The organism is Pseudoclavibacter sp. CFCC 13796, from assembly GCF_008831185.1.
Taxonomy (GTDB): Bacteria; Actinomycetota; Actinomycetes; order Actinomycetales; family Microbacteriaceae; genus Pseudoclavibacter_A.
In genome coordinates this window covers 641,496-667,832 of the sequence record NZ_WBKD01000001.1, presented here as the reverse complement: position 1 = coordinate 667,832, position 26,337 = coordinate 641,496, and the positions used below count along the sequence as shown (strand labels likewise).

The following is a 26,337-nucleotide window of genomic DNA, read 5'->3' as shown; positions in this document are numbered from 1 at the left end:
GCGTTCTATTGTGCTCCAAGCAGTGTACGCCACTGCGCCGCGACTTCTTTACCTGGTGAAAGAGATGTGGAGCCGAGCCCTCAGGCTCGACCCCACATCCGCGACTCACAGCGCTGTCATCGCAGCGGTCTCACGTCAGCCCTCGACGACCCCCTCGGCATCGACCTCCAAGCCGTCTCCGTCAGGCTTCACCGTGACGCGCACGCTCTGCCCGTCACGCACCTCGCCGGCCAACAGCTTCGTGGCGAGCTGGTCGTCGACCTGTTTCTGCACCAGACGACGCAGCGGGCGAGCTCCATAGACCGGGTCGTACCCCTTGTCTGCCAGCCAGGTCTTCGCCTCGGGCGAGACGACCAGGCGCAGCCGGCGCGACTCCAGGCGAACGCCGAGCCGTTTGACGTACAGATCGACGATCTTCGTGAGCTCCTCTTTGGTGAGCGAATCGAAGAGCACGATGTCATCGAGGCGGTTCAGGAACTCCGGCTTGAACGTCTGATGCACGACCTGCATGACCCGCTCGCGCTTGACGTCGTCGGCGAGCGATGCGTCGATCAGGAACTGGCTGCCCAAGTTCGACGTGAGAATCAGAATCGTATTGCGGAAGTCGACCGTACGACCCTGACCATCGGTCAGGCGACCGTCGTCGAGCACCTGCAGCAGCACGTCGAAGACGTCGGGATGAGCTTTCTCGACCTCATCGAGCAGCACCACTGAGTACGGGCGGCGCCGCACGGCCTCGGTCAGCTGACCTCCCTGTTCGTAGCCCACGTAGCCCGGAGGAGCTCCGACGAGACGAGAGACCGTGTGCTTCTCTCCGTACTCCGACATGTCGATGCGTACGATCGCGCGTTCGTCGTCGAAGAGAAACTCGGCGAGCGCCTTCGCCAGCTCGGTCTTACCCACACCGGTCGGCCCCAAGAACAGAAACGATCCGGTCGGACGATTCGGGTCGGCGATGCCTGCGCGGGTGCGCCGAACGGCCTCGGCGACCGCGTGAACGGCGGCCTTCTGCCCGATCAGACGCTTGCCCAGCTCGTCTTCGAGGTGCAGCAGCTTCTCGGTCTCGCCCTGCAGCAGCTTGCCGACGGGGATGCCGGTCCAGGCTGCCACGACTTCGGCGATGTCGTCTTCGGTCACCTCGGTGCTGACCATGCGCTCGCCATTGTGCTCGGCAGTCTGTTCGGCTTCTTCCGCCTGTTTCAGCTGGCCCTCGATGGCACGAAGCCTGCTCTCGATCTCAGACAGCTTCTTCCAGACGCCCGGATCGTTGCTGCCGCTGGCGAGCTGCTCGTTGAGCAGCCGCTCCTGCTGCTTCTCGAGGTCGGCTTTGCGCTCGCGCAGCTCTTTCGCGCCTTGGAAGACCTGACGCTCCGACTCCCAGCGCGTCTTCAGCTCGTCGAGATCATGCTCGACCTTCGCTTTGTTCTTCTGCACGTCTTTCAGACGATCCTGGCTCGCCGCATCGGACTCCTTCTTCAGCGACGCCTCGGCGATGTTCAGTCGTGCGAGCTCACGGTTGAGCGCGTCGATCTCTTCAGGCGAAGACTCCTGCTCCATCTTGAGTCGGCTGGCCGCTTCGTCCATCAGGTCGATGGCCTTGTCGGGCAGCTGACGATCGGGGATGTAGCGATTCGACAGCTGTGCGGCTGCGACGAGCGCACCGTCAGTGATGCGCACCCCGTGGAAGTTCACGTACGTGTCTTTCAGACCGCGCAGGATCGCCACGGTGTCTTCGACACTGGGCTCGCCGACATAGACCTGCTGGAAGCGACGCTCCAGTGCGGAGTCTTTCTCGATGTACTCGCGATACTCGTTCAGGGTGGTCGCGCCGATCAGGCGCAGCTCGCCACGAGCCAGCATCGGCTTCAGCATGTTCGCGGCGTCCTGCCCGTCACCGGCGCCCGCACCCACCAGCGTGTGGATCTCGTCGATGAAGGTGATGACCTGGCCTTCGCTCGCCTTGATCTCGGCGAGCACCTTCTTCAGCCGCTCTTCGAACTCGCCGCGATACTTTGCACCGGCGACGAGTGCGCCCAGATCGAGCGAGATGAGCCTTTTGTCTTTCAGCGAGTCGGGAACGTCTCCCTTCACGATGCGCTGTGCGAGTCCTTCGACGACGGCCGTCTTGCCGACGCCGGGCTCGCCGATGAGCACCGGATTGTTCTTCGTGCGACGGGTGAGCACCTGCGACACCCGACGAATCTCGGCGTCGCGACCGATCACCGGGTCAAGCTTTCCGCTCTTCGCGATCTCGGTCAGATCGGTGCCGTACTGCTCGAGCGCCGACTTCTCCTCCTGCTGATTGGGCTGTTGGCCCTGTGGCTGCTGTGCCATGCTGTCTCCTTTCGTGCGGCGAGCCCTGTCGTCTCGTCCGCACCTGCGGTGAAACCTCAGTCAGACATGTGCGATACCTGGGGCCGCCACCGCGACCCCACTCTCACGTTCACATCTCTCACAACTCCTCACAACTTGAGTCTATTCCACTCAACTTTGATTCGCACAGCTGATGCGAAGCCCGGCGGTCGGCGCCAGCTGAACGCCGCCCGCAGCACAGCGCCCAAGAACACCTGCGCTGCGCAGGTCACCGGCGACATCCGCTGCGTCACCACTACAGTGATGCAGAGAGCGCAGCACCAGTCAGTCGGTCACAGCACCGCCGCGAAGTCGGCGCAGCCCGACGAGGAAAGGCCCCCATGTCGAGACAGCATGCCCAGTCCGTCAGCTTCGACGAGCTCGTCGGAGACGCCGAAGACGCCCCCACGCAGGAGCCTCGCAGCATCGGCTCACGCTGGGCGAGCTTCTTCTCGGGCCTGCTGCTGACCCTCGCCGTGCTGGCCTCGCCGCTGGCCATGGGAGGGTGGTGGCTCGAGCACGATCTGCTCGACACCGACGCGTTCGTGGCCCAGAACGCCGATCTGATCAACGACTCGAACGTTCGCGACGCCATCGTGACGAAAGCGACCAACACGATCAAGGCACGGGTCACCCTGCCCGCCGGGGCACAGGCCGTCATCGGAGACGCAGTGCAGAAAGATCTGCGAGCCGGGATCGACGCCGCCCTCGCCCCGGACACCATGCAGCAGACGTGGCGTGCCCTGCTCTCCGCGTCGCACCAGCAGAACGTCGCGGCCCTGCGCGGCGAGACGACTCCCACCGACGACTCGTTCACCCTGCAGCTCGGCCCCCTCGTCGACCAGGCACGCACCCAGCTGGCCACGATCAACGCACCGCTGGCCGCCATGCTGCCTGATGCCGACATCACGATGCCCATCGGCCCGACCGGGTCGATCGAGAAGGCCAAGCCCGTCGTGGCGATCGCCGATCAGTACGCCACTCCGCTGATCGCCGGTGTCGTCATCGCATTGGTCGCCGGCGTTGCGCTGGCAGCCGGCGGGCGGATGCGAGCGCTGAGTCGCGTGGCCACGTGGCTGGTGGTCGCGTGTGCGGCGACCTTCGCGCTCGCACGTGCCGGCGCCTGGCTGATGGCGAATCTGCTGCAGCGCCAGCTGGGCGACGCCGCACAGCCGCTCTTCACCAGCGTGACGATGCCGTTGCAGACGCTGGCCACCGTCATCGGCGTGGTCTTCTTAGTGGTTGCCCTGGTCAGCCGAACGATCTTCGTGATCGCTCGACGCCGCCGCGCCTGAGCGTCGCACGGTCGTTCGCGCGCCGATCAGGGCTCGATACCGTCGCAGCATCTGCTCGGTGAGCCGGCTCTGCAGCCAGCGCATGCGATCGACGTCGGTGACGCGCAGCTCACGGCCATCGGCTCGACTCTGTTCGATCGCGGCGACGGCCTCGTCGATCGCTCGCACGAGGTCGGCGGTCGACGAGCCCGCCGTCACCCAGCTCGGCCGCACGTCGACCTCGTCGGCGATCGCACGATCGCAGAACACCACCGGGGTGCCGAGTGCCGAGGCCTCGTACACGGTCATGCCCTGGGTCTCGAACCCCACGGAGGTCTGCAGCAGTGCGTCCGCCCGAGCGATCGCACGCAGCGCCTCAGGATGCGACACAGCGCCGTACAGCCGCACCCGAGAGCTGATGCCCAGTTCGTCGATGCGCCGTCGCACCATCGCTTCGAGCAGCCCGTGACCGTAGACGTGCAGCTCGGCCGAGGCTGCGGCTGCGCGCTCGCTTGCGGCGAACGCCTCGACGGCCTCGACGATGCGCTTCTCGCTACTCATGCGTCCCAGCCAGACGAGCCGAATCGGCGCAGATTCCTGTGACTCTGCCCCGCCCTGGGCCTGCGCGATCAGTTGGTCGTCGACGCCCGTCGGCATCACGATCGCTCCCTCGACCCCATGCTCGTGCAGCCGTCGGGCGAAGTGCGCGCTGGGAGAGATCACCACTCGGGCAGCGGCGGTGAGCTCGGCGAGATATCGCCACGCCCCCCGAGCGCGAGGTGACACGGGCAGCGAACGCCCCAGGAGCATCCGCCGCCAGGCACGCAGCGCGACGAACACCAGGCCTGCCAGCGGCGTGACTGCGCGCGTGCCGGAGTCGACGTCGTTGTGCAGTGTGTGCACCACCGGCGCGTGCAGCAGTCGTGCGATGCGGTAGCCGATCAGCGCGCCCCAGAAGTCGCCCTGCACGTGCACGACGTCGACCGGCGGAAGCTGGCCAAGGCGCTGCAGCAGAAGACGGTCGATGCGGCGCCCTGGCCAGGACATGCCGTACTCGCCGTCGCGGGTGATGCGCATCGAGGGCAGGTCGATGTCATGAGCGCGGGGCGGATGCGGCCGGTGCAGACGTGGGGCCACCACCGTGGCGAGATGGCCGGCTTCGGTCAGCGCAGCCTGCTGCTGCCGAATCGACACCTGCGCCCCGCCGAGGGAGTCGGCGTGCTGGTCGGTGACGATGAGCACATGCATGATCAGCGCGGTTCGTTCGATTCGTCCGCCGGCTGCGTCTTCGGGCGATGCCCGTGATAGAGCTGTTCGAAGACGTCAAGCGTGCGATCGATGTCGTGCACGCGAACGCCCTGCAGCGAGGCGCGCTGCATGCGCAGACGCTCAGCCTGACTCTGCCGCAGCACGGTGGTGAGCTTGGCCGTGAGGTCTGCGACGTCGCCGGCGCGAAAGAGGTAGCCGTTCTCACCGTCGTGTACCAGATGCGGCAGCGCCATCGCGTCTGCGGCGACGACGGGAAGCCCTGACGCCATGGCCTCCATCGTCGCGATCGACTGCAGCTCGGCGATCGAGGGCATCACGAAGACGCTGCCCTCAGAGAGCACACGGCGCAGGTGCTCGTCGGTCACCCGGCCGTGGAAGACCACGCTGTCGCTCACCCCCAGCACCACTGCCAGCCGCTTCAGACGGTCGAGCTGGTCGCCGCCGCCGACGATGTCGAAGCCCACGTGCAGCTCGGGCGGCAGTGAGGCGAGCGCCCGCAGCGCGACGTCGATCTGCTTCTCTTCGGTGACCCGGCCGACGAACACCAGCCGTTGATCGACGCCCGGGTCGTCCGCGACGAGCCGGGGCGTGTAGTCGCTGGCGCGAATGCCGCAGCTGACCGGCAGCACGTCGCGCAGGCCGGTGCACCGCTCGAGGTAGTCGGCGGCCCGCTGCGTGGGCGTCGTCACGAACTGCGCCAGCGCGAAGACTTTGCGGGCCTCGCGCCAGACCGCATCGATGAGCTTGCGATCGAGGTTCGCCGGCAGACCGGTGAACTCGACGCCGTTCTCGGGCATGAAGTGGTTGGTGCCGATCACCCTGATGCCCCGGGCGTGCGCCTCGATAGCCAGCCCGCGGCCCACGATGATGAACGACTGAAAGTGCACGACGTCGGGTTTGACCTCGTCGAGCAGCGCACGCGCCCGACGTCTGATCGTGAGCGGCCAAACGAAGCGGAGCCAGTCGTGCGGGTACCACCGCCACGACGGCCACCGGTGCACCGTCATCGGCACCCCCTCGATGACCTCGGTCGACGTGCCCGCTGTGCGGCGGCTGGTGGCCGGGGCGACGATGTGCACGTCGTAGCCGCGCTGTTTGAGCCCCGCAGCCAGCCTCTCAGTGAATCTCGCCGCGCCGTTCACATCGGGTGAGAAGGTGTCGCAGCCGATGAGAATGCGGAGGGGTGGGTCGTGGGGCGTCTGAGTCACGCCCTCAAGAGTACCGAAGAGCGCCGAGACGATCAGCCGACGTGGCTCAGCACGGTCGAGAACTCGACGAATCCGTGGTCTTCGACGGCGACGAAGCCGAGATTCGGCGCCTGCACCCCGTAGTCGGCGAACACGATCGGAATCTGCCCGGCGACGCGCACACCGGTGCCGTCAGAGGCGACGGTGGCATCCACAGTCACCGACTGTCGAACACCGTTGATCTCGAGATCGCCATGCAGTCGCACCGACTCCTGCGTGGCGCCGCCTGCGTCGGCGATGTCGGCGGGCTGCGTCAGGGTGAACGTCGCTGTCGGATGCTGACTCACGTCGACGGCCTGTGTGCGAAAGTATCGGTCGCGCGCATCGGCATCGCTCGCGATGGAGCCGACGTCGACGCTGAGCTGCGCTGCCGTGAGCTGCGTCGCCGTGGTCTCGGCCGTGCCGGTGACCTGCTGGGTGCGTGCGGTCACGGTGACGTTCTCGCCTCGCAGCACCTCGTCGAGGCGGTAGCCGGCGTATGACCCCGATGCGACCGACCACTGCCCGGCCGCGACCGGCGAGGCCTGCACACCTGACGAATCGTTCTGCAGCTCGTCCACCGGGCTCTCGGCAGCTGGGGCGACGAATGCCGTCCGATAGACCGACGGGCCCCAGATGAGTGCGGCGGCGGCGAGCACGACGACGACGCCGATCGTCCATCCCCACACCCGGCGCCGACGTTTGGGACTCGTCTTCGGCTGGCCATCTGCTGAGGCCTCGTCGGATGCCGGAGTCGGTTCATGGGAGGAGGTGGCGGGCATCGTGTGCTCCTTCTGCTCGTCGGGCAGCAGCCTGATCATGTCTCAATGTCTCAGGCCGCGCATGCACGTTGTTTGTACCTGCAACTTTAGGGCGGTCGGCTGTGCCGCCACTGTGACCTGCGGGGCGAGACAGTACCCCCTGTCGACCCCCACAGAGAACGCCCCGCCGCACCGGCATCATGTGATGCCGACGCCACGGGGCGTTCGGATGCGGCCGACTCAGATCAGCAGACGCGCACCGACTTCAGATTCGTGAACTCGCGGATGCCCTCTGCGGCGAGCTCGCGGCCGTAGCCCGACCGTTTCGTGCCGCCGAAGGGCAGCTCTTGGTACGAGATCGTCGAGCTGTTGATCACGACGCTGCCCGCATCGAGCTCGGCGATGAAACGCTGCTGCTCGGCCTTGTCGTTGGTCCACGCCGCGGAGCCCAGACCGAAGGGCGTGTCGTTCGCCAGGTCGATCGCCTCGTCGAGGTTCGAGACCTTGTAGACCGATGCCACTGGGCCGAACGCCTCTTCGTAGAACAGACGCGCCTTGGGGGTCAGGTCGGCGATCACCGTGGGCTCGACGAACCAGCCGTCGCCCTCGGGCACGCTGCCGCCGACGAGCACGCTGGCGCCGTTGGCTTTGGCATCCTCGATCAGCTCGACCAGGTCTTCGCGCCCCTGCTCGGTCGACACCGGACCGATGTCGGTGGCGGCGTCGAGCGGGTCGCCGAGACGCAGCTTGGAGAACGCGTCGACGAACTTCTCAAGGAACTCATGGTAGACGTCGGCGTGCACGATGAAACGCTTCGCGTTGATGCAGGCCTGGCCGTTGTTCGAGACGCGTGCGGTCACTGCGGTCGCGACCGCCTGGTCGAGATCGGCCGACGGCATGACGACGAAGGGGTCAGAGCCGCCCAGTTCGAGCACGCTCTTCTTGACCTCGTCACTGGCGATGGAGGCGACCGAACGGCCCGCAGGCTCGCTGCCGGTCAGCGTGACGGCGGCGACGCGAGTGTCACGAATGACCTTCTCGACGCGGCGTGCCCCGATCAGCAGGGTCTGGAAGACGCCCTCGGGAAGGCCGGCGCGCAGGAAGAGCTCTTCGAGGTACACCGCGGTCTGCGGAACGTTCGATGCGTGCTTCAGCAGCCCGACGTTGCCGGCCATGATGGCCGGAGCCGCGAATCGGATGACCTGCCAGACCGGGTAGTTCCACGGCATCACCGCAAGCACGGGGCCGATCGGCTGAAAGACCGAGAACGCCTGCCTGGCGTCGACGATCGACGGATCGTCGAGCGGTTCGGGGGCGAGGAACCCCTCGGCCTTCTCAGCGTAGAAGCGCAGCGCCTTGGCCGACTTGCGCACCTCGCCGACGGCCTGCGCCAGCGGCTTGCCCATCTCGACGGTGATGGTGCGGCCGAGCGTCTCGGCATCGGCGTCGAGCAGGTCGGCGGCCTTCAGCAGGAACGCCGAGCGCTCTGCGAACGTGGTCTTGCGATGAGCGAGCCAGGCGTCATGCGCGACCTGCAGGCGGCGCTCGAGCTCGGCGTCGTCGATCTCGTCGAACGACTTCTCGACGGCACCCGTGGTGGGGTTGACGGTTGCAATGGACATGTCTGGTGGGCCTCTCTTCTTCTCTGAACAGGTGACGCGGCGTGCGGGTGCTCATGCGACCGTGGCCGTGGATTCCCAGCAAAAGAGTATCGCTGCGATCGACGACCTTCCACCGGGTACGCTCACAGCGCACGGGCGTGGTGCCGGACGACGACCTGACCGGGTCGCCCTGTCACCACGTGTGCACACAGCGCTGCGGTGTCGAGGCTGCTGTCAGTACCCGACGGTGAAGCGCTGACGGCTGTGCGCCGGGTGCTCGATCTCGTCGACGAAGGCCTGTGCGTAGTCAGCGCCCGAGATGAACGAGTGACCGTCGTCGGTGGTGAGCAGCACGTCGCCGCCGAGGCGGAACGTGCCGGTGTGCTCGCCGGGGTTGAACGAACCGTACTCGCCCGAAGGGCTCAGGTAGAACCAGTCGACGTCGTTCGGCTCTGTGCGCAGCAGATCGAGGACCTTCCCATGGTTGCCGGCCTCCTCTTTGAAGGCATCCGGGAACTCCGGGGTGTCGAGCACCTTGGGGCCGCCCTCTGAGACGTTCAGCGACCCAGCGCCGCCGACGACGCCCAGACGCTTGCCTGCAGCAGCCACAGCCGCGGTCACCTCGGGAATCGCCTCGATGAGCTTGCGCCCGTCGATCTCGCGTGCCGGCAGCGCCACGACGACCACGTCGCTCGCATCGACTGCGGAGCGCACCACGGACTCGTCGAAGAGCGACCCGGTGCGGTAGTCGACGCCGTCTGTGCGAGCGTCGTCGGCCGGCAGGTGGCGAGAATACGAGATCACGCTGATGCCGCGCGACGCGGCCTCCTTCGCGATGTTTCCGCCGGTGTAGCCGGTTCCGCCGAAGATGCTGATGGTCGTCATGACGAGCCTTTCTGTCAGAAATTGTTGATGCTTCAAGAAATTGAACGGTTCTCCGCCCGGGTTATTCCAGACTCTCGCAGACCCTCGGCGGTGCACCGGAGGACGTTCGCCGCCGTCACGCACGGCATTCGTGACTATCGTGAAACCGATGAAGCCCTCTCAGCATGCAGTCTCGAGCCACGACGCGAGCGAAACGGTCGGTGGGCGCCACGACGGGCGCGACCGGAGCATCCCCGCACCGCTCACCGAGCTGCCCGATCACATCAGCGTGCGCGGCGCACGCGTGAACAACCTGCGCGACGTCGACGTCGACGTGCCGCTGCACCAGCTGGTCGGCATCGCCGGCGTCTCGGGCTCGGGCAAGTCGTCGCTCGCGCTGGGCGTGCTCTATGCCGAGGGGTCGCGTCGCTATATCGAGGCCCTCTCGACCTATACGCGGCGCCGCATGTCGCAGGCCCCGCGAGCCGCCGTCGACGCGGTCGACCACGTTCCCGCCGCGCTCGCGCTGCGGCAGCGCCCCGGCGTGCCCGGCGTGCGTTCGACTTTCGGCACCTCGAGCGAGCTGCTCAATGTGCTGCGGCTGATGTTCTCGCGTCTGGCCAGCCATGTCTGCCCCAACGGCCACCACGTGCCGCCGACCATCGACGTCGCGGCCGAACGACCGATCGTCTGCCCCGTGTGCGGTGCGACCGTGGAGGCCCCCGGCGCCGAGGCGCTCGCCTTCAACTCGGCCGGAGCGTGCCCGCGCTGCCAGGGCACCGGCGTCGTGCGCGACGTCGACGACGACGCTCTGGTGCCCGACCCCGGCAAGACCCTTGACGAGGGCGCAGTGGTGCCGTGGAACATGTTCGGCTTCAACGTGCAGCCTGCGATCGCCCGCGAGTTCGGCGTTCGCACCGATGTGCCCTGGCGCGACCTGACCGACCGCGAGCGCAAGATCGTGCTCACCGGCCCCGAAGAGAAGAAGCACATCACCGTCACCAGCCGCAAAGGCGTGCACGAGCTCGACTTCACCTTTCGCAACGCGCGTCTCACGGTCACCAAAGAGCTGGAACGGGCCGGCGACGAACGCCGCCTCAAACGCGTCGCCCGCTTTCTCACCGAACGCACCTGCCCCGACTGCCACGGCACCCGCCTGAGCGCCGCCGCACGGGCCCCACGCATCGGCCAGCGCAACCTGGCCGAGGTCACCGCGATGACGCTGGCCACGGTGCTCGACTGGGCGCCGACCGTGTTCGACACCCTGCCCGACGACATGCAGACCATGGCGCACGGCCTGGTCGACACCTTCGCCGAGATGGCGCAGCGCCTGATGCAGCTGGGCCTCGACTACCTCACACTCGACCGGGCGGCGTCGACGCTCTCGACCGGCGAGCGCCAGCGCGTGCAGCTGGCTCGCGCCGTGCGCAATCGCACCACCGGCGTGCTGTACGTGCTCGACGAGCCGTCGATCGGGCTGCATCCCGCCAACGTCGAGGGTCTCGTCGGCGTGATGCACGATCTGCTCGCCGACGGCAACTCGGTGGTGTTCGTCGATCACGACGTGCAGGTGCTGCGCGAGGCCTCGCAGCTCATCGAGATCGGGCCGGGCTCGGGCCGAGAGGGCGGTCGTGTGATCGCCCAGGGCAGCGTCGACGATCTGGTCGCCTCGCAGCGCCCCGAGGCGACGACGACGGATGCCGCAAGCAGCCCACCTGACGACGACCAGCCGGTCGGACGTGGGTCTCGGCTCGCCGGCTTTCTGACCGGTGCCGAGCCGGTCGTCGTGCGCGAGCGCCCGGCCGCCGCCGACGTCTTCGCCCTCGGAGCCATCGAGATGGCCACTGAGGCGGTCCACACCGTGCATCCCCTCCAGGTGCGCATTCCGCGCGGGCGACTCACCGCCGTCACCGGGGTCTCGGGGTCGGGAAAGACGACACTGGTGCTCGAGTCGCTGGTGCCGGCGATCGCAACCTCGGCCGCCGGAACCAGACTGCCGACGCATGTGCGCGCGATCTCGGCGCCGGGCATCGCCACCGCACACGTCGTCGACGCGACGCCGATCGGCATCAACGTGCGCTCGACCGTGGCCACCTACTCCGGGGTGATGGACGAGCTGCGCAAGGCCTACGCCGCCACCGAGCAGGCGCAGGCGGACGGCCGCACCGCATCCGACTTCTCATACAACACCGGCTCGCTCGCCTGCCCGCGATGCGAGGGCACCGGTCAGGTATCACTCGACGTGCAGTTTCTGCCCGACATCGACATCCCCTGCCCCGACTGCCACGGGTCGCGCTTCGCCCCGGCCGCCGACGGCTACCTGATCGACGGGCAGTCGCTGCCGAACCTCTTGGGTCTCACCATTCGCGAGGCCATCACGACGGTGACGAGTCTGCCGAAGGTCACCCGGCGGCTGCGGGCGTTCGACGACCTCGGCCTGGGCTACCTCACGCTGGGCGAGGCGACGCCGGCGCTCTCGGGCGGCGAGGCGCAGCGGCTCAAGCTCGTCAACCAGCTGCACCGCGACCAGTCAGACGCCGTGTTCGTGCTCGACGAGCCGAGCGTCGGCCTGCACCCGCTCGACGTGCGCACACTGCTGCACGTGCTCGACCGGCTCACCGCGCGCGGAGCGACGGTGATCGTGATCGAGCACGACCTCGACATGATCGCCAACGCCGACTATCTGGTCGACATGGGGCCCGGTGGCGGTGCCGCCGGCGGACGCATCGTCGCCTGCGGCACCGCCGACCAGGTCGCACACGACACCGATTCGCTCACCGGCCGCTACCTCAGCCGGCATCTGACGCCGCAGTCCGGCAGGGTATCGTGAGGTGTCATGAACGACTTCTCCGCCATGTCTCAGCAGTCGCTCGAGCTGCTGCAGCGCCTCGTCCGCAACGCAGCCGTCAACGACGGCACTCCTGATTCGGGCCAGGAGCTCACCAGTGTGCGCACGCTGCAGGCCTTTCTGCGCGACGCGCTCGAACAGCCCGGCGTGGTCAGCGAGATCGTCGAGCCGCACGCCGGTCGCGCCTCGCTCATCGCGCGCATTCCCGGGCGCGACCCGAACGCACGGTCGCTGTGTCTGCTGGGTCACATCGACGTCGTGCCGGCCGATGCCGAACACTGGAGGCACGACCCGTTCGGCGGCGAGCTCATCGACGGCGAGGTCTGGGGCCGCGGAACCATAGACATGCTCACACTGACGGCTGCGATGGCCACCGTGTTCCGGCACGCCGCCGACCCGCAGCACCGCCCTGAAGGCGACCTCGTGCTCGCTGCCGTCGCCGATGAGGAGTCCGGAGGCAGGTACGGAGCCGAATGGATCAGCGAGCATCGTCCCGACCTGCTGCGCACCGACGAGGCGCTCACAGAGCAGGGCGGCGTGCTGCTGCGACCCGAAAGCGCGACCTCAGGCATCACCGTCGGCATCGGAGAGAAAGGCCAGGCCGCACGCCGTCTGGTCGTCACGGGCGTGCCCGGTCATGGCTCGGTGCCGTGGGGGTCGCGCAACGCCGCCGGGATCGCCGCCGAGATCGTGCTCGAACTGCTGCAGAACCCGGCACCTCCGGTGGTGCAGCCGCACTGGGTGAGTCTCGTGCACGCACTGCAGCTCGACGCCGACCTCACCGAGCGTCTTCTCGACCCGGCAAGACTCGACGGGGCGCTGCCTGCGCTCGGCCCGCTCGCACCGCTCGGGCACGCGCTCACTCGTGTGACGGTGTCGCCGAACATCGTGCGCGCAGGAGAGAAACACAATGTGATTCCGGGCACTGCGACAGTCGATCTCGACATCCGTGTGCTGCCGGGCCAGACGCCCGAAGACGTCGACGGTCTGCTCGAACGGCTGCTCAAGCCGTGGTCTGACTGCGTGCGCATCACCGGCGATCAGTTCTCACCGGGCAACATCACGCCGACCGACACCGCCATGTACGCGCGCATTCTCAAGGTGTTTCGACACCACTACCCGGATGCCGTGCCCGCTTCGGTCATCGGGCCGGGTGGCAGCGACGGCCGTTTTCTGCGTCCGATGGGCACGAACGTCTATGGATTCGGCCTCTTCTCAAAACAGATCGACGTCGCGGAGTTCCGGCGTCGTCTGCACGGCAACGACGAACGCGTCGACGTCGAGTCTGTTCGTCTGACGACGACAGCGCTGGCCGAACTGGTCTTTGACCGGTGCTGACTGCTGCGTGACGGTCTTGATGCTGTTCTTCTGTCGGGGGCTATGCCCCAAACCGGGTGCCAGTGCGACGTCTCTGGTCACGCTGACACCCGGTTCACAGCAGCAGAGCGTTCAGTCTTCTGGCTGCTCGACGAGATCGATGACTCGTTCGTATTCCTCTTTGGCCTTCTCGAGTTTCTTCTCGGCCTCAGCGACCGCACGCTTCTTCAGTCGAGTCGCCTCTGCCTTCAGTTTCGCAGCCGCTGCGTTCGCTTCTTTGCTGCGTTCTTTCAGCTCGTCTGCCTGAGCGCGAGCCACGCGGAACTCTTCGAGAACAACTTCATAAGTGCGATCAGGATTTGCGGGTCGGCGTGCCATTATCGGCCTTTCATTCGTCACATGTTCTGATGGGGGAATCAGACTACTGACATGATACGAGAATCGCTGACTGCTGCGTCAATTCGACCGAAGTCTCTCAGATAATAGGCCTGTCGGTCAGCCTTCGCCGAACTCTCCCGGAGTCATATTCCGCACGATGATATCTGCCGCGCTCTGCGGCTGTTCCCGAGCGAGAAAGGCGTCTTCCTGTGCCCGCCAATGCGTCCAATACGGGGCGTAGAGGTCTGCGTCTCTGCGCAGCGCTCTGCGCCGACGCAGCTCGGCCGGGGCCTCCACCCAGATCGCCAGATCCGCACACGATCTCGATCGTGCCGTCAGCGCGCCGACACCCTCGAGAATGAGCGGGGCGTCCGCTGGCACCTGATGCCATTCCCCGGGCGCATCACGCTCCCAGTCCCAGGCCCGCCAGCGACCGTCCCGCCCGCGACATCTCGGCTGCAGCAGCTGCTCCAGCACATGCTCGCTCCCCCGCTGCAGGCCTGACCAGCCCGGATAGATGTCGTCGAGATGCACGAGCCGCACCCTCGTGTCGTTCAGTCGGTGCTGCCATGCCTGCTGCAGACGCGCCGAGATCGACGACTTGCCGCTGCCCGAGCGCCCGTCGACGAGCACCGTCCGCGCATCCTGCGCGACGAGCCAGTCACCGATCTCGCGGCAGTCCGCCGTCAGCGCAGGCAAATGATCCACGCACCACAGCGTACTGCGTCGCGCTCACGCCTCGCGGGTGATGTGCACCGAGACGAACAGGTGCGATGCGCCCTCGCCCGAGTAGACGCCGCGCAGCGGAGGCACGTCGCCGTAATCGCGTCCGCGCCCCACCTGCACATGCCGGTCGGTGATCTCGGTGTGGTTGGTCGGGTCGTAGCCGTGCCAGTCGCCGTCCCACCACTCCAGCCACGCATGCGACTCGCCTGCGACCTCGTCGCCGATGGCCGCATCCGGGCTCGGATGCAGATAGCCGGAGACATACCGAGCCGGGATGCCCACTGCGCGCAGTGCGCCCAACGCGATGTGCGCGATATCCTGGCAGACTCCCTTGCGTTTGTCCCAGGCCTGAGCCGCGCTCGTGGTCACGGCCGTCACACCCTGCACGTACTCGATCGACTCGCCGACCGCGCTGAGGATGCTGGCTGCGGCCTCAGCGGGAGTCTTGGTCTGCTCGACGGCTCGCCCGGCCAGCCGGGCCACCTCTGCCGGCGGTCGGGTGCGACCGGTCTGCTGCAGCTGCTCGCTGAGCGCGATCGTGTCGTTGCGGTGATCGGCGAGCTGCTCCCAGGTTGCCCCACCTGGCCCGTCGGAGTGCGGTCTCACCTCGACCAGACTGGTTGCGACCAGGGTCAGCTCGTCGTGGGGAACCAGCACGTCGAAGCTCGACACCTTGGTGCCGAAATAGTCGACGTAGCCGAACTGCGATGTGGCCTGAGAGACGGTCAGGTCGGAACTGATCACCAGCTGCGATCTGCCGCTCGCCGGCAGCATGCGCGCCTCGTTGTACGAGGCGAAGGCCGGGCCGTCATAGGTGTAGCCGGTGCGATGCTCGATGCGCAGACGCTTCATACGTTCTCTCCGATCCAGGTCGGATCCGGGTTGACTGGGAAGAACCGGTCGCGAATGCCCTCGGCGGCCTCTTGCACTGCCGACTGCACTGTGGCCATGTATCGCGGCAGGTCGTCCTGCAGCGTCTCGATGGGCGCATACTCCAGCTGGCTGCGCACGCGACCGAGCACCCGCAGGGAGTCGACGCCGACCGAGATTCGCGACTGCATCGGATCGAGCCCGCGCAGGCAGTCGACGGCACGGTTGAGCGAGTAGGTCATCGACCGTGGAAAGAGCAGATCGAGCAGCAGGAACTCGATCGCGTGGCGGCTGCTGGCCCGCCCGCGATAGGTGTGCTGGAATGCCTCGAACCCGCCGCACGAGCGCAGGATGGTCGACCAGGACGGCCCGCTGGCCTCCGTCAGCGAGCGGGTCGCGAGCAGGCGCGCCGTCATGTCGACGTGCTCGAGGCAGCGTCCCAGCGTGATCAGTCGCCAGGCGTCATCACGGCTGATGTTCGAGTCGATGATGCCGAAGACCAGCGCCGCACGTTCGCGCACCAGTCTGAAGTACTCGTGCGACCGTTCCTGCTGCACCTGCCGGGGCAGACGTTTGACCGTCATGTTCAGCGCCTCCCAGAGCTCGCTCGGCAGCACGTCACGCGCACCACGGGCGTTCTCTCGCGCCGCCCACAGCGACGTCGCGATCGACGAGGGCTGCGTACGATCCGTGCCGAGCAGCCGCAGCACGTCGGCGCGGCAGAGGCGACTGAACGTCTTGGGTGCGCTGCCCATCACTCCGAGCAGCGCCTCACACGCGTTCGACTCCTCGACCCATGGGTCTTCGAGCAGCAGCTGCAGGTGCACGTCGAGCAGACGTGCGGTGCCGTCGGACCGTTCGACGTACCGGCCGATCCAGAACAGGCTCTCAGCGATTCGCGACAGCATGACGCACCTCCCCGTGTTTGTGCGCATCCCGGCTCTGCTGCTGCTCCTGCTCCTGCTGGCGGCGCAGATCCGGCGCGTTGCGCGGGCCCTGGTCGGGCCCGATCAGACTGCCGGTGCCGCCGGATGCGACCGCACCGCCGAGCTTCAGCAGATCGTTGGCCGGGGCGTCGATCTGGTCGTCGTGCACGAGTTCGTCGGCGAGTGACGATCGGGCGGGTGCTCCGAGCACCCAGGTGTCTTTCGACCCGCCGCCCTGAGACGAGTTCACCACGAGCTGTCCCTCGGGCAGCGCGACGCGAGTCAGCCCGCCGGGCAGCACCCAGACGTCCTCGCCGTCGTTGACGGCGAAGGGGCGCAGGTCGACGTGCCGAGGGCGGATGCCGTCTTCGACCACGCTGGGAATCGTCGACAGCATCACCACCGGCTGCGCGATCCACCCGCGAGGATCTTTCTTCAGGCGCCGGCGCAGCTGATCGAGCTCGTCACGGCTCGCCTGGGGGCCGAGCACGATGCCTTTGCCGCCCGACCCGTCGACCGGCTTCACGACGAGTTCGTCCAGCCGATCGAGCACCTCTTCGAGCTGCACCGGGTCTTCGAGGCGCCACGTCGGCACGTTGGGGATGATCGGCTCTTCGTGCAGGTAGTAGCGAATGAGATCGGGGACGTAGGTGTACATCAGTTTGTCGTCGGCCACGCCGTTGCCGACGGCGTTGGCGATCGTGACGTGCCCCAAGCGAGCCGCCAGCATGATCCCCGGCGAGCCGAGCAACGAGTCGGCCCGAAAGTTCAGCGGGTCGATGAACTCGTCGTCCGTGCGCCGATAGATCACGTCGACGCGCTCCGGGCCGCCGGTGGTGCGCATGTACACGCGGCCGCCGGTGCAGAACAGGTCACGACCCTCGACCAGCTCGACGCCCATGCGTCGCGCCAGCAGGGTGTGCTCGTAATACGCCGAGTTGTGCATGCCCGGGGTCAGCACGACCACGGTGGGATCCTCCACGTCAGCGGGTGCCGCAGCGCGAAGGGCCGCGAGCAGGCGAGAGGGATACTCCGTGACGGGTCGCACCGTCTGGGTTCCGAAGAGCTCGGGCAGCGACTGGGCCATCACGCTGCGGTTCGACATCACGTAGCTGACTCCGCTGGGCACCCGCACATTGTCTTCGAGCACGCGCAGCGTGCCTGCGGCATCACGGATCAGGTCGATGCCGGCGACCTGGATGCGCACCCCGTTGGCCGGCCGGATGCCAGCCGCCTGCCGATGAAAGTGTTTCGACGATGCCACGATGTGCGAGGGGATGACCTGATCCCGAATGGCGTTCTGCGGCCCGTAAACGTCGTCGAGCAGCGCCTCGAGTGCGCGCACGCGCTGAGCGATGCCGGCCTCGACATGCCGCCACTCGGCGTCTTCGATGATGCGTGGAATCGGGTCGATCGGAAAGGGACGCTCCTCACCGGCGAAGTCGAAGGTGACGCCTTGAGTGAGGTACGAGTTCGCGAGCGCGTCGATGCGTGCGCTCAGCTCTCGACGCGGCATGCCTTCGAGCACGCTGAGCACTCGATCGTACCCGTCACGCACCTGCACACTGGTTCCCGGCGTGCCCGGCAGCACCGAGAACATCTCGTCCCAAGCGTCAGATCCGAACGGATGCCGTGCCGCAGCTGTGTGATACCCGGCGAACAGATCGCTCATCTGTCTCCCCTCCTGCAGAGCCGAGCGGCTGAGACGAGGGGATCGGATGTCGTCGGTTCTGCGAACACTGAGCAGTCTCTCAGTCTCAGGTGTCGGGAATGTTACACGCGCAGTGCCTTCGCCGGGTCTGTCGCAGAAAGCGACGGGCGGGCCACGGTCGCAGAAGACCACAGCCCGCCCGTCGAAGCGTGAGGTGGCTCAGGAGACGAGCCACAACAAGCCGTCGTTCAGACAGCCCGCCAGACCGATCACTCCTGCGTCGGGGCCTCGACAGAGGCCTTCGCCGCATCGCCAGCGACCGCCGCCCCAGACTCATCGGCCGAAGTCGAGACCTGGATCTTCCGAGGCTTCGCCTTCTCACTCACCGGGATCGTCAGCGTGAGCACCCCATTGCTGTAGTCGGCCGTGATGTGCTCGACGTCGAGTCCGTCGCCGAGAGTCAGCTGCCGCAGATAGGTGCCTGCGGGGCGCTCCTGCGCGATCCACTGCACCTCCCCGCTGCGGTGTGCCTTGCGCTCGGCTCGAATCGACAGCTGCTGACCGTCGAGGTCGATGTCGATTGAATCGGGTTCTACGCCCGGAATGTCTGCCAACAGCACATAGTGGTCACCCTTGCGATACAGGTCGATCGGCATGCCTTTGGGGCCTCGCTGTGCGCTCGACACCAGACGATCAATCTCGCGGAACGGGTCGAAAACCATGGCCATGATGCTTCATCCTCTCGTCAATGTCTGTGATTCGGTGCCCGGCACTCGCCGGGTCATCGACACGATCATGCGGTGCGACCGCCTCTTGACGGCTGCATCTGTATCAACGTCGCGTCATCGACATTATTCCAAACTTGAGTGTGATTCGCTCAACTCTCTGACAGGCGGCATCGCCCGGGTGCCGCGGCTAGTCTTGGAGCATGACTGCAACCTCCGATTCTGCTGGCGAACGCCACGTCGAGATCGAGCGCAAGTTCGACGTTCCAGGTGCCGCGACCCTGCCCGACCTGACCAAGATCGGCATCGTCGCGCATGCGGTCACCGCTGATCCTGCGCATCTCGACGCCACCTATTACGACACCCCGTCGCTCACGCTGATACAGGCCAAAGTGGCGCTGCGCCGCCGCACCGGCGGCCACGATGCCGGCTGGCACGTGAAGACGACCGGTGAGCACGGGCGCATCGAGCGGCACTGGCCCATAGACTCGGCCGCCCCCGACGAGATTCCTGTCGGCGCACTGCGTCTGGTAGAGGCCTGGGCCAAGCCCGACGAGCTGGCTCCGGTCGCACGCATCGAGACCACACGCACGGCCACCGAGCTGAGTGACGCCGAACGACGACCGCTCGCCGAGATCGCCGACGACGAAGTGCGCACCACCGACCTGCGCGACGGATCGGTGCGACAGTGGCATGAGTGGGAGGCCGAGCTCGACGAACGCCTCGACGACACTCCCGGCAGCTTCGGTGCACTGCTGCTGCAGGCCGTCTCCGATCGTCTGGTCGGGGCCGGAGCCCGCCCCTCGTCGGCCGTGGCGAAGCTGCAGCGCGCGCTCGGCCTCGACCGGGGAGCACAGGCGACGGCGGCGCAGACCGTCGCGCACATCGCGCAGGGGCTGGCCGCCGAGCTCGACTCGCGCCTCGACGACGCGATCGCCGACCGACCCGACGGCGTGCATCAGGCTCGAATCGTCATCCGCCGGTTGCGCAGTGTGCTCGACGTCTACGGTGTCTTCGTCGACCCGGCGATCGTGCGGGCAACCCGCCGCCACCTCAAACGTCTCGGCGACGATCTCGGTGCCGCCCGCGACGCCGAAGTGCGTGCCCGCGACGCCGAGCAGCAGGTGCTGCAGCTGCAGGGTGTGCCCGCGGCGAGGCGTCTGGTCGGCCGTCTGTCAGAACCGGCATGGCGGCTCTACGCCGTGGAGCACGCTCGGCTCACTGCCGATCTCACCGACGAACGTCGCAACGACATCGCCGAGCAGCTTCGGCGTCTGGCCGATCCCAAAGCGGCCTCACCCGAGGGCCAGACGGATGCCGTACCCGCGCTGCGTGCACAGCTCGCAGAGGCAGTCGCTTCGTTCGTCGCAGACGACCACTGTTTGGTCGAGGTCTGGGATCGACTCCCACCCACGGGAGCCGGGGTGCGCGCACGCCTGCGATTCGAGCACGCCCTGCACGAGGTGCGCAAAGACGCCCGTCGCATCCGGTATGCGGCCGAGGCGATCTCGCTCGGGCTCGCCGACACCCCGGTGCGGGTGCTGGAGCGCACAGATGCGAAGCGCCTGGCGAAGGCGGCGAAACGACTGCAGGATCTGCTCGGCGACCACCGCGACGACGCGCTCTTCACCGACCACGTGCTGCATGTGGCCGCCGACGACGAACGAGCACGCACGACACAGCGTGCCGCACTTCCCTACTATCTGCTCGCTCTGCGCGCCCGTGAACGCGGGGCCGCGGCGCTCGGCCGCTACGGCGAGGCCCGAGACGAGCTGCTCGCCTCGGCGAACACCGCGCTCGACGACTAATCTCGACCGCGCTCGACGCTCAGCCGGATACCGCCGGAGTCAGGCCTGCGCCTCCACCGGCCGCAGCTGATGCAGCGCAATGGTCACGATCTGCGCCGGGCGCAGCGTGCCCATCTCAAGCACGCGGGAGTGATCGATGCGCTGGCCGACGCCCGATGGCGATGTGTCCTCAGTATCCTTCCCCGAGTCGGCAGACTGGGCTGCGGCGACGCGGCCTGCCCGCGGCATCCCAGAGCTGCTGCTCAGAGAGGATCGCCAGCCGCTCCGGTGCGGCACTCTCACGCCGATCGCTCGATCAGTGGCCGGGTTCACCAGTACCACGTCGCAGCTCGCCGCTCCCTGCGTGCTGAACTGAACCGGGGCGGGCAGCACCACGACATCCGGATCGATCTGAGCGACCTCGAGCAGATCGTCGAAGGCGCGCATCTGCGTCACCAGCGCGGAATACCAGTCGTCGAGCTCGACGACATCGTCGGCCGCGAACTCGCCCGAGGTCTCGATGCCTCGGTGGGCGCCGCTGAGCCGATCGATATCAGCGCGGATGGCGATTCTGGCGCTGGCCGTCGCATCGGCCGCGACCTCACCGCTTTGTCGACGTGCCCCGTGGGTCTCGGAACTCCTCGCAAGACGCAGCCACGCGGCGCCGAGATGCGTGTTCATACGATGAAAAGCCATCTCGGCGAGCGCCGTCATCACTTCGGCGTCAGATGCTTCGAGGGTATGGCTCAGCTGCCGCATGAGCACGTCTCCCACTGTTTCGAACCACCCTTGGTACGCGGTCTGCAGCGTCTTCACGCGCGCACGCAGCGCTCCTTCCGGCTGCCCGTCGAGAGCTTGGCACAGCACTTCTCCCCACGCGCATGAGAACGTTCGCGCCGGCAGCATGATCGTGTCTGTCTCGCTGCCGCGACGCTGCGGCACACGGTATGGCGTCTGGTAGACGCGAGCGAACTCTTGAATCTGCATGGGGTCCTCCCTGTCGTGACGATGGTGGCCATTTCACAGTGTGATCGGTTCAGCTGGCCTCCGGCTGATGCCGAGCTGTGAAGTTCCTCGACTTCGATCATCAGACTGTCGCAGACCACCCGCAGCGGGCCGACAGACGTCTGCAGGCAGCTGCCAGTGCGCCCGAGCAGAGGTGGCGTTCTTCGAGTCAACGGCACCGCTGGTTGGCTCCGCTGGCTGGCCCGCACGAGAGGTGCTGGCTGCCCCACAAGAGAGAGACAGAGACGACACAGCAGTCGAAGACCCACCGGACAGGGTGCGCCGCAACACTGGGAATCACCTGCCCAGCGGCATTCGTCGGTCACCGGCCGACACGCCTTGAGATGAAGGAGCAACCTTGACCACCCCGACGACGAACAACCGGCTCGGCGACGTAGACGGCGCCGAATCGCGTTCGACCCCACCCACCGCACCCGAGACCGGACAGCCGACCTCGCAGTCGAGATCGAAGGTCGGAAGGTGGCTCACCGGCGGGCTGACCGCCGTGATCCTCATCGGCCTCGGATTCCTCGGAGGCACGGTCTTCGCTCAGGGGGCCTCCACCTCAGCCGGTTCGATACAGCAGGGGCCTGGAGGAACCGGCGGACAAGGAGCCCCAATGGGTGCTGCACCCGATGGCGAGGCCGCGTCCGGCGGCATGCTCAGCGGGCTGACCAGCGGTACGATCACCGGAGTCTCAGACGGGACCATCACGATCAAGACGCAGTCTGGCGAAACGACCACGATCAACACCGGATCAGGCACTTCAGTGACCACCACGCAGCAGGGCACGGTCTCGGATCTGGCCGTCGGAGACTCGATCCGCGTCCAGGGCGAGGAGTCGAACGGCTCGATCATGGCTCAGTCGATCACCGAAGGCGATGACGATTCGAACACGCCGATGGCTGGGACACAGAGCGGTCCGGGGCAAGACGCCCCCGGTCCGCAGCAGAACTCGCAGAGCACCACGAACTGATCGTTCCTCCTGAGACTTGCCTTCCGCAAGCGAGTCGGAGGCACACCCTCTCTCCTCTTCACCAGAAGGCCTCTCGGCCAGCAATCGCGCACGCTGGGTGGTCTCCGGCAATGGAACGCGTCGAACGGTCCACCGGAGGAAGCGGCACAATAGAGAATATGAGTCCGTCTTCGCCCTCCCCAGATTCGACCCCCGTCGACCCGACGCCGACCGGCGAGATTCTGCTCGAGCCGATCCATCTGATCGAGAAGTCGAACGCGATCATGCGGCTGGGACGGATGATGCTGCAGGCGAGCTCGAGCTCGTTCCGCGTCAAGCAGGCCATGTCACGCGCCGCCCAGGCATTGGGCATGACCTCACTGCACACGCAGATCACCGCCACAGAGATCGTCTGCACGTTCTTTCGCGGCGCCATCTTTCGCACGCGCGTCGCCGAGGCACGAGTCGGCGGGGTAGACGCCGATCGCATCGTCGAGTTGGAGCGACTCTCGCATCACATGCCGCAGGGCATGCTGGCAGAGGAGCTGAACCGGCGTCTCGACGTCATCGAGAAGAGACCTCGACACTATCCGACGTGGCTGACGCTGATCGCCGCGATAATGGCCTGCTCGGGGTTCGCGTTTCTGAACAACGGTGGGTGGCAGGAGTGCGTCGGAGTCGCGCTGTCCGTGTCAATCGCACAGTGGCTGCGCGTGACGCTGGTGAAGCTGCGCATCAACCAGCTCGCGATGTATGCGGTCTGCGGTCTCATCGCCAGTCTCTGCTACGTGCTGTTCACCGGCATCCTGTCGGCGGTGAGCGGGCACGTGAGTCCGCTGCACGATGCCGGCTTCACCTCGGCGCTGCTGCTGCTCGTACCGGGCTTTCCGCTGGTGACCGCGACCCTCGATCTGGCTCGGCTCGACCTCAACTCGGCGATCGGCCGCCTCACGTTCGCCGGGCTGGTGCTGATGTCAGTGTCGTTCGGCGCATGGGCGGTCGCCATGATGTTCGATCTGCAGCCGACTGCTGCGCCGACTCCCTCGACATGGCCGGTCTGGGTCGTCATCGCATCACGACTCGTCGCCGGGTTCGTCGCCGTCACAGGATTCGCGATGATGTTCAATACCCCGTTCAGGCTCGCTCTGAGCGCAGCAGGGATCGGTGCGATCGCGAACGTGTTCCGTCTGACGACGGGCGACATGGGCTGGCCGCCGCAGGTGTCGACGGTCGTGGCCGCACTGCTCGTGGGGCTGCTCGCCTACATGATCGCTTCGCGTCTGGATGCCCCGCGCATCACGCTGACCGTGCCCGCGGTGCTCATCATGGTGCCGGGCTCCAGCGCCTATCGCGCCCTGGTGTACCTGAACCAGGGCGATATCGTGCAGGCCGGCGGCTATGGCGTGCAGGCGCTCGCGACCATCGTGTCGCTGGCCGTCGGGCTGACCATCGCGCGCATGCTCACCGAGCGCGAGTGGTCGTTCGACGCCCTGCGCGGGTGAGGATGCGCTGTCAGGCCTCTGACGGCGGCTTCCGGCCGTTCTGACGGACCGGCCGCCATACGACGAGTTCGCCGCCCGTCGCCTGGACGCGACGGCGACCTTGGTCGAGCGTGACGATTTCACCGGCGATGCCGGCGGCGAACGTGCGAGCACCGGGGCGGTAGATGAGTGCATCGTCAAGAGCGGCCTCGAGCTCGGCCACACGACTCTGCAGCCTGTGCACCTGGTTCTCGAGATCGATCATGCGGCGAATGCCCTCTAGGCTCACGCCGGCGTTCGAGAGACGCTGCACCTCTCGCAGCTGCACGATGTCACGCAGCGAGTACCGACGGGAGCGACCCGCAGTGCGCTGCGGCTGCACCAGACCGATTCGGTCGTACTGCCGCAGCGTCTGCGGGTGCATGCCCGCCAGCTGTGCGGCCGCCGAGATGCTGAACAGATGCTCCGTCTCATCCATCATGGCGACTCACCTGCTCTCTTACTTCTCTTTGGCCTGCGCGTAGAGCTCTGCGCGCGGGTCGGCGTCACCGATCGCCTCGGTGAGGTCGTCCAATGCCTTCTTTGCCGCGCTGTCGAGCTTGCTCGGCACCACGATCTGGACTTCTGCCAGCAGATCGCCGGTGTGCCGACCTGCCTTGACGCCCTTGCCTTTGACTCGCAGCACGCGGCCCGAAGGGGTACCCGGACGAATCTTCACCTTGACAGGTTCGCCGTCGTAGGTCGGCACCTGAACGGTGGCGCCCAGCGCCGCCTCGGCGAACGTCACCGGCAGCTCGACCCGCAGGTCGTCGCCGTCGCGTTTGAACACCGGGTGGGAGCCCACGTGCACACGCACGATCAAGTCGCCAGCCGGACCGCCGTTCTGACCGGGCTCGCCTTTGCCGCGAACCTTGATCTTCTGGCCGTCTCGAACTCCGGCCGGAACCTTCGTCTTGACGCGCTTGCCCTGCGGCGATGCCAACGACACCGTCGCGCCATGCACCGCTTGGGCAAAGGTCAGCTGCGCACGAGCCTCGACGTCACGACCACGCTGCGGCGCAGCGCGGTATCCCTGACCGCCGAACCCTCCGGCGCCGGCTCCGCCTCCGAACAGTCCGCCGAAGAGGTCCTCGTAGCCCGCACCTGCGCCGCCGGGCTGTCCCCCGGTCTGAAAGCGCACTCGCTGACCGCCTGGTGCCCCGGCACCTTGGCCGAACAGCCCGCCGAAGAGATCCTCGAACCCCTGACCGCCCTGGCCGCCGGCGCCCGCGGTGAAGCGTGCACCTCCGCCCATGGCCCGCAGCGCGTCATACTCCTTGCGCTGCTTGGGGTCAGAGAGCACCGAATACGCTTCGCTGATCTCTTTGAACTTGTTCTCTGCCGCAGCGTCGCCCGGGTTCGCATCGGGGTGATACTTGCGCGCCAGCTTGCGGTATTCCTTCTTCAGATCGGCGTCGGAGATGTCTTTCGACACTCCCAGCACGGCGTAGAAGTCCTTCTCAAGCCAATCCTGACTCGCCATGCCTCTCGCCTCCTTCTGTCGTCTTCATGTGTCGAGCGCCCCGTGACGGAAGGGATCCAGAGAGGATCCGCATCCCACCACGGGGCGCGTTGCCCGTCGGGCGCATTCTCATGCGGCCGATCACTCAGCAGGTGCCAGCACGACCACTTTGGCCGCGCGCAGCAGTGTGTCGCCCAGCTTGTAGCCGGGTTCGACGACCTCACCGATGACCAGCGCATCGACATCGGGGCTGGGCTGCTGCAGCACAGCCTCATGCTGGTTCGGATCGAACGGCTCGCCCTTCGCTCCGAAGCGCTCGATGCCGAGCCCCTCGCCGACGGCCCTCAGCTTCGACGCGATGGTCGCGAACGCCGTGCCCTCTGCGAGATCGCCGGCTTTCTCAGCCCGGTCGAGGTCGTCGAAGATCGGGAACAGTCGTTTGGCCGCATCGCCGACCGCACGCTCGCGATCGCGAATCTGCTGGGCCTCGGTGCGCTGGCGGTAGTTCTTATACTCCGCCGCCAGACGCTGCAGCTCGTCCAACAGTTTGTCCTCGCGTGAGGCCTCGCCGTCAGCGTCTGCCGCGGCACCCTCGGCGCTCACGCCGACATCCGCCCGATCATGCTCGCCTGCAGCCTGGTCAGCCTCGCCGGCGGGCCGGCCGGGGGCGGCGGATGCTGTATCAGCACCCTGCGCGCCCTCGGTCTGCTGCCCGTTCGGCTGGGCCTCTGGCTGCTGGCTCGTCGGCTGGGCCCCGTCGTCAGGAAGCCCTGACTCGTTCGGAGTGCCAGCCACGTTGTTGTCAGCCATGGTGAATCGC

The 26,337-nt window shown here is 66.9% G+C and carries 22 protein-coding genes; 6 read left to right on the top strand and 16 right to left on the bottom strand.

Annotation, left to right across the window (positions count from 1 at the left end; translation table 11 throughout):
• Positions 1-135: 135 nt before the first annotated feature.
• Entirely contained in the window at positions 136-2,334 is a 2,199-nt protein-coding gene (locus F8O07_RS02960; RefSeq protein WP_158030665.1) for an ATP-dependent Clp protease ATP-binding subunit, read from the bottom strand.
• A gap of 359 nt (positions 2,335-2,693) precedes the next feature.
• Here F8O07_RS02960 and F8O07_RS02955 point away from each other — a divergent pair, with 359 nt between their 5' ends.
• Entirely contained in the window at positions 2,694-3,647 is a 954-nt protein-coding gene (locus tag F8O07_RS02955) for a hypothetical protein (RefSeq protein WP_158030664.1), read from the top strand.
• On the opposite strand, the gene F8O07_RS02950 is transcribed toward F8O07_RS02955, so the two are convergent.
• The 5 genes from F8O07_RS02950 to F8O07_RS02930 form a co-directional block, all read right to left on the bottom strand.
• Complete coding sequence (locus tag F8O07_RS02950) at positions 3,588-4,874, bottom strand: glycosyltransferase (protein ID WP_158030663.1); 1,287 nt, start codon at positions 4,872-4,874, stop codon at positions 3,588-3,590. The genes F8O07_RS02955 and F8O07_RS02950 overlap by 60 nt on opposite strands.
• Positions 4,875-4,876: 2 nt before the next feature.
• The gene (locus F8O07_RS02945) at positions 4,877-6,103 is read right to left on the bottom strand and encodes a glycosyltransferase (protein ID WP_192496611.1); all 1,227 of its coding nucleotides are present in this window, start codon (positions 6,101-6,103) and stop codon (positions 4,877-4,879) included.
• A 32-nt stretch (positions 6,104-6,135) separates the two neighbouring features.
• The gene (locus F8O07_RS02940) at positions 6,136-6,942 is read right to left on the bottom strand and encodes a YceI family protein (protein ID WP_225733145.1); all 807 of its coding nucleotides are present in this window, start codon (positions 6,940-6,942) and stop codon (positions 6,136-6,138) included.
• A gap of 185 nt (positions 6,943-7,127) precedes the next feature.
• Positions 7,128-8,504 carry an aldehyde dehydrogenase family protein gene (locus F8O07_RS02935; RefSeq protein ID WP_158030661.1) on the bottom strand — a complete coding sequence of 459 codons (1,377 nt, stop codon included), beginning with the start codon at positions 8,502-8,504 and terminating at the stop codon, positions 7,128-7,130.
• Positions 8,505-8,717: 213 nt separating this feature from the next.
• Positions 8,718-9,368 carry an NAD(P)-dependent oxidoreductase gene (locus F8O07_RS02930; RefSeq protein ID WP_158030660.1) on the bottom strand — a complete coding sequence of 217 codons (651 nt, stop codon included), beginning with the start codon at positions 9,366-9,368 and terminating at the stop codon, positions 8,718-8,720.
• Positions 9,369-9,516: 148 nt separating this feature from the next.
• Here F8O07_RS02930 and F8O07_RS02925 point away from each other — a divergent pair, with 148 nt between their 5' ends.
• Together F8O07_RS02925 and F8O07_RS02920 are read left to right on the top strand one after the other, a co-directional pair.
• Positions 9,517-12,177, top strand: coding sequence for an ATP-binding cassette domain-containing protein (locus F8O07_RS02925; RefSeq protein ID WP_158030659.1), 2,661 nt, complete (start codon positions 9,517-9,519; stop codon positions 12,175-12,177).
• 6 nt (positions 12,178-12,183) lie between these two features.
• Positions 12,184-13,533, top strand: coding sequence for a M20/M25/M40 family metallo-hydrolase (locus F8O07_RS02920; RefSeq protein WP_158030658.1), 1,350 nt, complete (start codon positions 12,184-12,186; stop codon positions 13,531-13,533).
• A 111-nt stretch (positions 13,534-13,644) separates the two neighbouring features.
• Here the strand turns inward: F8O07_RS02920 and F8O07_RS02915 are convergent, their stop codons facing one another.
• The 6 genes from F8O07_RS02915 to F8O07_RS02890 all read right to left on the bottom strand — a co-directional run bounded on the left by F8O07_RS02915 (position 13,645) and on the right by F8O07_RS02890 (position 18,791).
• A complete protein-coding gene (locus F8O07_RS02915) occupies positions 13,645-13,890 on the bottom strand; it encodes a hypothetical protein (RefSeq protein WP_158030657.1) in 246 nt (81 codons plus the stop codon).
• Positions 13,891-14,007: 117 nt separating this feature from the next.
• Positions 14,008-14,598 carry a hypothetical protein gene (locus F8O07_RS02910; protein WP_225733144.1) on the bottom strand — a complete coding sequence of 197 codons (591 nt, stop codon included), beginning with the start codon at positions 14,596-14,598 and terminating at the stop codon, positions 14,008-14,010.
• A gap of 24 nt (positions 14,599-14,622) precedes the next feature.
• The gene (locus F8O07_RS02905; protein ID WP_158030656.1) at positions 14,623-15,468 is read right to left on the bottom strand and encodes a transglutaminase family protein; all 846 of its coding nucleotides are present in this window, start codon (positions 15,466-15,468) and stop codon (positions 14,623-14,625) included.
• Entirely contained in the window at positions 15,465-16,394 is a 930-nt protein-coding gene (locus tag F8O07_RS02900; protein WP_158030655.1) for an alpha-E domain-containing protein, read from the bottom strand. The genes F8O07_RS02905 and F8O07_RS02900 overlap by 4 nt, the downstream gene beginning before the upstream one ends.
• Complete coding sequence (locus tag F8O07_RS02895) at positions 16,375-18,084, bottom strand: circularly permuted type 2 ATP-grasp protein (protein WP_158030654.1); 1,710 nt, start codon at positions 18,082-18,084, stop codon at positions 16,375-16,377. The genes F8O07_RS02900 and F8O07_RS02895 overlap by 20 nt, the downstream gene beginning before the upstream one ends.
• A 248-nt stretch (positions 18,085-18,332) precedes the next feature.
• The gene (locus tag F8O07_RS02890) at positions 18,333-18,791 is read right to left on the bottom strand and encodes an Hsp20/alpha crystallin family protein (RefSeq protein ID WP_158030653.1); all 459 of its coding nucleotides are present in this window, start codon (positions 18,789-18,791) and stop codon (positions 18,333-18,335) included.
• A gap of 200 nt (positions 18,792-18,991) precedes the next feature.
• On the opposite strand from F8O07_RS02890, the gene F8O07_RS02885 reads away from it, so the two are divergent.
• Positions 18,992-20,596 (top strand): CYTH and CHAD domain-containing protein, encoded by a 1,605-nt coding sequence (locus F8O07_RS02885; RefSeq protein WP_158030652.1) that lies wholly within the window; start codon positions 18,992-18,994, stop codon positions 20,594-20,596.
• 39 nt (positions 20,597-20,635) lie between these two features.
• Here the strand turns inward: F8O07_RS02885 and F8O07_RS02880 are convergent, their stop codons facing one another.
• Positions 20,636-21,562, bottom strand: a complete 927-nt coding sequence (locus tag F8O07_RS02880; RefSeq protein ID WP_158030651.1) for a hypothetical protein — start codon at positions 21,560-21,562, stop codon at positions 20,636-20,638.
• Between the two features lie 376 nt (positions 21,563-21,938).
• Between F8O07_RS02880 and F8O07_RS02875 the strand changes: the two genes are divergently transcribed.
• Both F8O07_RS02875 and F8O07_RS02870 read left to right on the top strand, forming a co-directional pair.
• Positions 21,939-22,556, top strand: coding sequence for a DUF5666 domain-containing protein (locus tag F8O07_RS02875; RefSeq protein WP_158030650.1), 618 nt, complete (start codon positions 21,939-21,941; stop codon positions 22,554-22,556).
• 158 nt (positions 22,557-22,714) lie between these two features.
• Positions 22,715-24,037, top strand: a complete 1,323-nt coding sequence (locus F8O07_RS02870; protein WP_192496610.1) for a threonine/serine ThrE exporter family protein — start codon at positions 22,715-22,717, stop codon at positions 24,035-24,037.
• 10 nt (positions 24,038-24,047) lie between these two features.
• Here F8O07_RS02870 and F8O07_RS02865 read toward each other — a convergent pair whose 3' ends face one another.
• From F8O07_RS02865 to F8O07_RS02855, 3 genes are all read right to left on the bottom strand, one after another.
• Entirely contained in the window at positions 24,048-24,494 is a 447-nt protein-coding gene (locus F8O07_RS02865; RefSeq protein WP_158031754.1) for a heat shock protein transcriptional repressor HspR, read from the bottom strand.
• A gap of 21 nt (positions 24,495-24,515) precedes the next feature.
• A complete protein-coding gene (locus tag F8O07_RS02860; protein WP_158030648.1) occupies positions 24,516-25,538 on the bottom strand; it encodes a DnaJ C-terminal domain-containing protein in 1,023 nt (340 codons plus the stop codon).
• A 120-nt stretch (positions 25,539-25,658) separates the two neighbouring features.
• Positions 25,659-26,327, bottom strand: coding sequence for a nucleotide exchange factor GrpE (locus tag F8O07_RS02855; protein WP_158030647.1), 669 nt, complete (start codon positions 26,325-26,327; stop codon positions 25,659-25,661).
• Positions 26,328-26,337 lie beyond the last annotated feature (10 nt).

Excerpts from the sequence above, each read along its gene's own strand:
- F8O07_RS02960 (WP_158030665.1), bottom strand. The coding sequence starts at position 2,334 with ATGGCACAGCAGCCACAGGGCCAACAGCCCAATCAGCAGGAGGAGAAG.
- F8O07_RS02955 (WP_158030664.1), top strand. The coding sequence starts at position 2,694 with ATGTCGAGACAGCATGCCCAGTCCGTCAGCTTCGACGAGCTCGTCGGA.
- F8O07_RS02950 (WP_158030663.1), bottom strand. The coding sequence starts at position 4,874 with ATGCATGTGCTCATCGTCACCGACCAGCACGCCGACTCCCTCGGCGGG.
- F8O07_RS02940 (WP_225733145.1), bottom strand. The coding sequence starts at position 6,942 with ATGATCAGGCTGCTGCCCGACGAGCAGAAGGAGCACACGATGCCCGCC.
- F8O07_RS02935 (WP_158030661.1), bottom strand. The coding sequence starts at position 8,504 with ATGTCCATTGCAACCGTCAACCCCACCACGGGTGCCGTCGAGAAGTCG.
- F8O07_RS02930 (WP_158030660.1), bottom strand. The coding sequence starts at position 9,368 with ATGACGACCATCAGCATCTTCGGCGGAACCGGCTACACCGGCGGAAAC.
- F8O07_RS02925 (WP_158030659.1), top strand. The coding sequence starts at position 9,517 with ATGAAGCCCTCTCAGCATGCAGTCTCGAGCCACGACGCGAGCGAAACG.
- F8O07_RS02920 (WP_158030658.1), top strand. The coding sequence starts at position 12,184 with ATGAACGACTTCTCCGCCATGTCTCAGCAGTCGCTCGAGCTGCTGCAG.
- F8O07_RS02915 (WP_158030657.1), bottom strand. The coding sequence starts at position 13,890 with ATGGCACGCCGACCCGCAAATCCTGATCGCACTTATGAAGTTGTTCTC.
- F8O07_RS02905 (WP_158030656.1), bottom strand. The coding sequence starts at position 15,468 with ATGAAGCGTCTGCGCATCGAGCATCGCACCGGCTACACCTATGACGGC.
- F8O07_RS02900 (WP_158030655.1), bottom strand. The coding sequence starts at position 16,394 with ATGCTGTCGCGAATCGCTGAGAGCCTGTTCTGGATCGGCCGGTACGTC.
- F8O07_RS02895 (WP_158030654.1), bottom strand. The coding sequence starts at position 18,084 with ATGAGCGATCTGTTCGCCGGGTATCACACAGCTGCGGCACGGCATCCG.
- F8O07_RS02890 (WP_158030653.1), bottom strand. The coding sequence starts at position 18,791 with ATGGCCATGGTTTTCGACCCGTTCCGCGAGATTGATCGTCTGGTGTCG.
- F8O07_RS02885 (WP_158030652.1), top strand. The coding sequence starts at position 18,992 with ATGACTGCAACCTCCGATTCTGCTGGCGAACGCCACGTCGAGATCGAG.
- F8O07_RS02880 (WP_158030651.1), bottom strand. The coding sequence starts at position 21,562 with ATGCAGATTCAAGAGTTCGCTCGCGTCTACCAGACGCCATACCGTGTG.
- F8O07_RS02870 (WP_192496610.1), top strand. The coding sequence starts at position 22,715 with ATGAGTCCGTCTTCGCCCTCCCCAGATTCGACCCCCGTCGACCCGACG.
- F8O07_RS02865 (WP_158031754.1), bottom strand. The coding sequence starts at position 24,494 with ATGGATGAGACGGAGCATCTGTTCAGCATCTCGGCGGCCGCACAGCTG.
- F8O07_RS02860 (WP_158030648.1), bottom strand. The coding sequence starts at position 25,538 with ATGGCGAGTCAGGATTGGCTTGAGAAGGACTTCTACGCCGTGCTGGGA.
- F8O07_RS02855 (WP_158030647.1), bottom strand. The coding sequence starts at position 26,327 with ATGGCTGACAACAACGTGGCTGGCACTCCGAACGAGTCAGGGCTTCCT.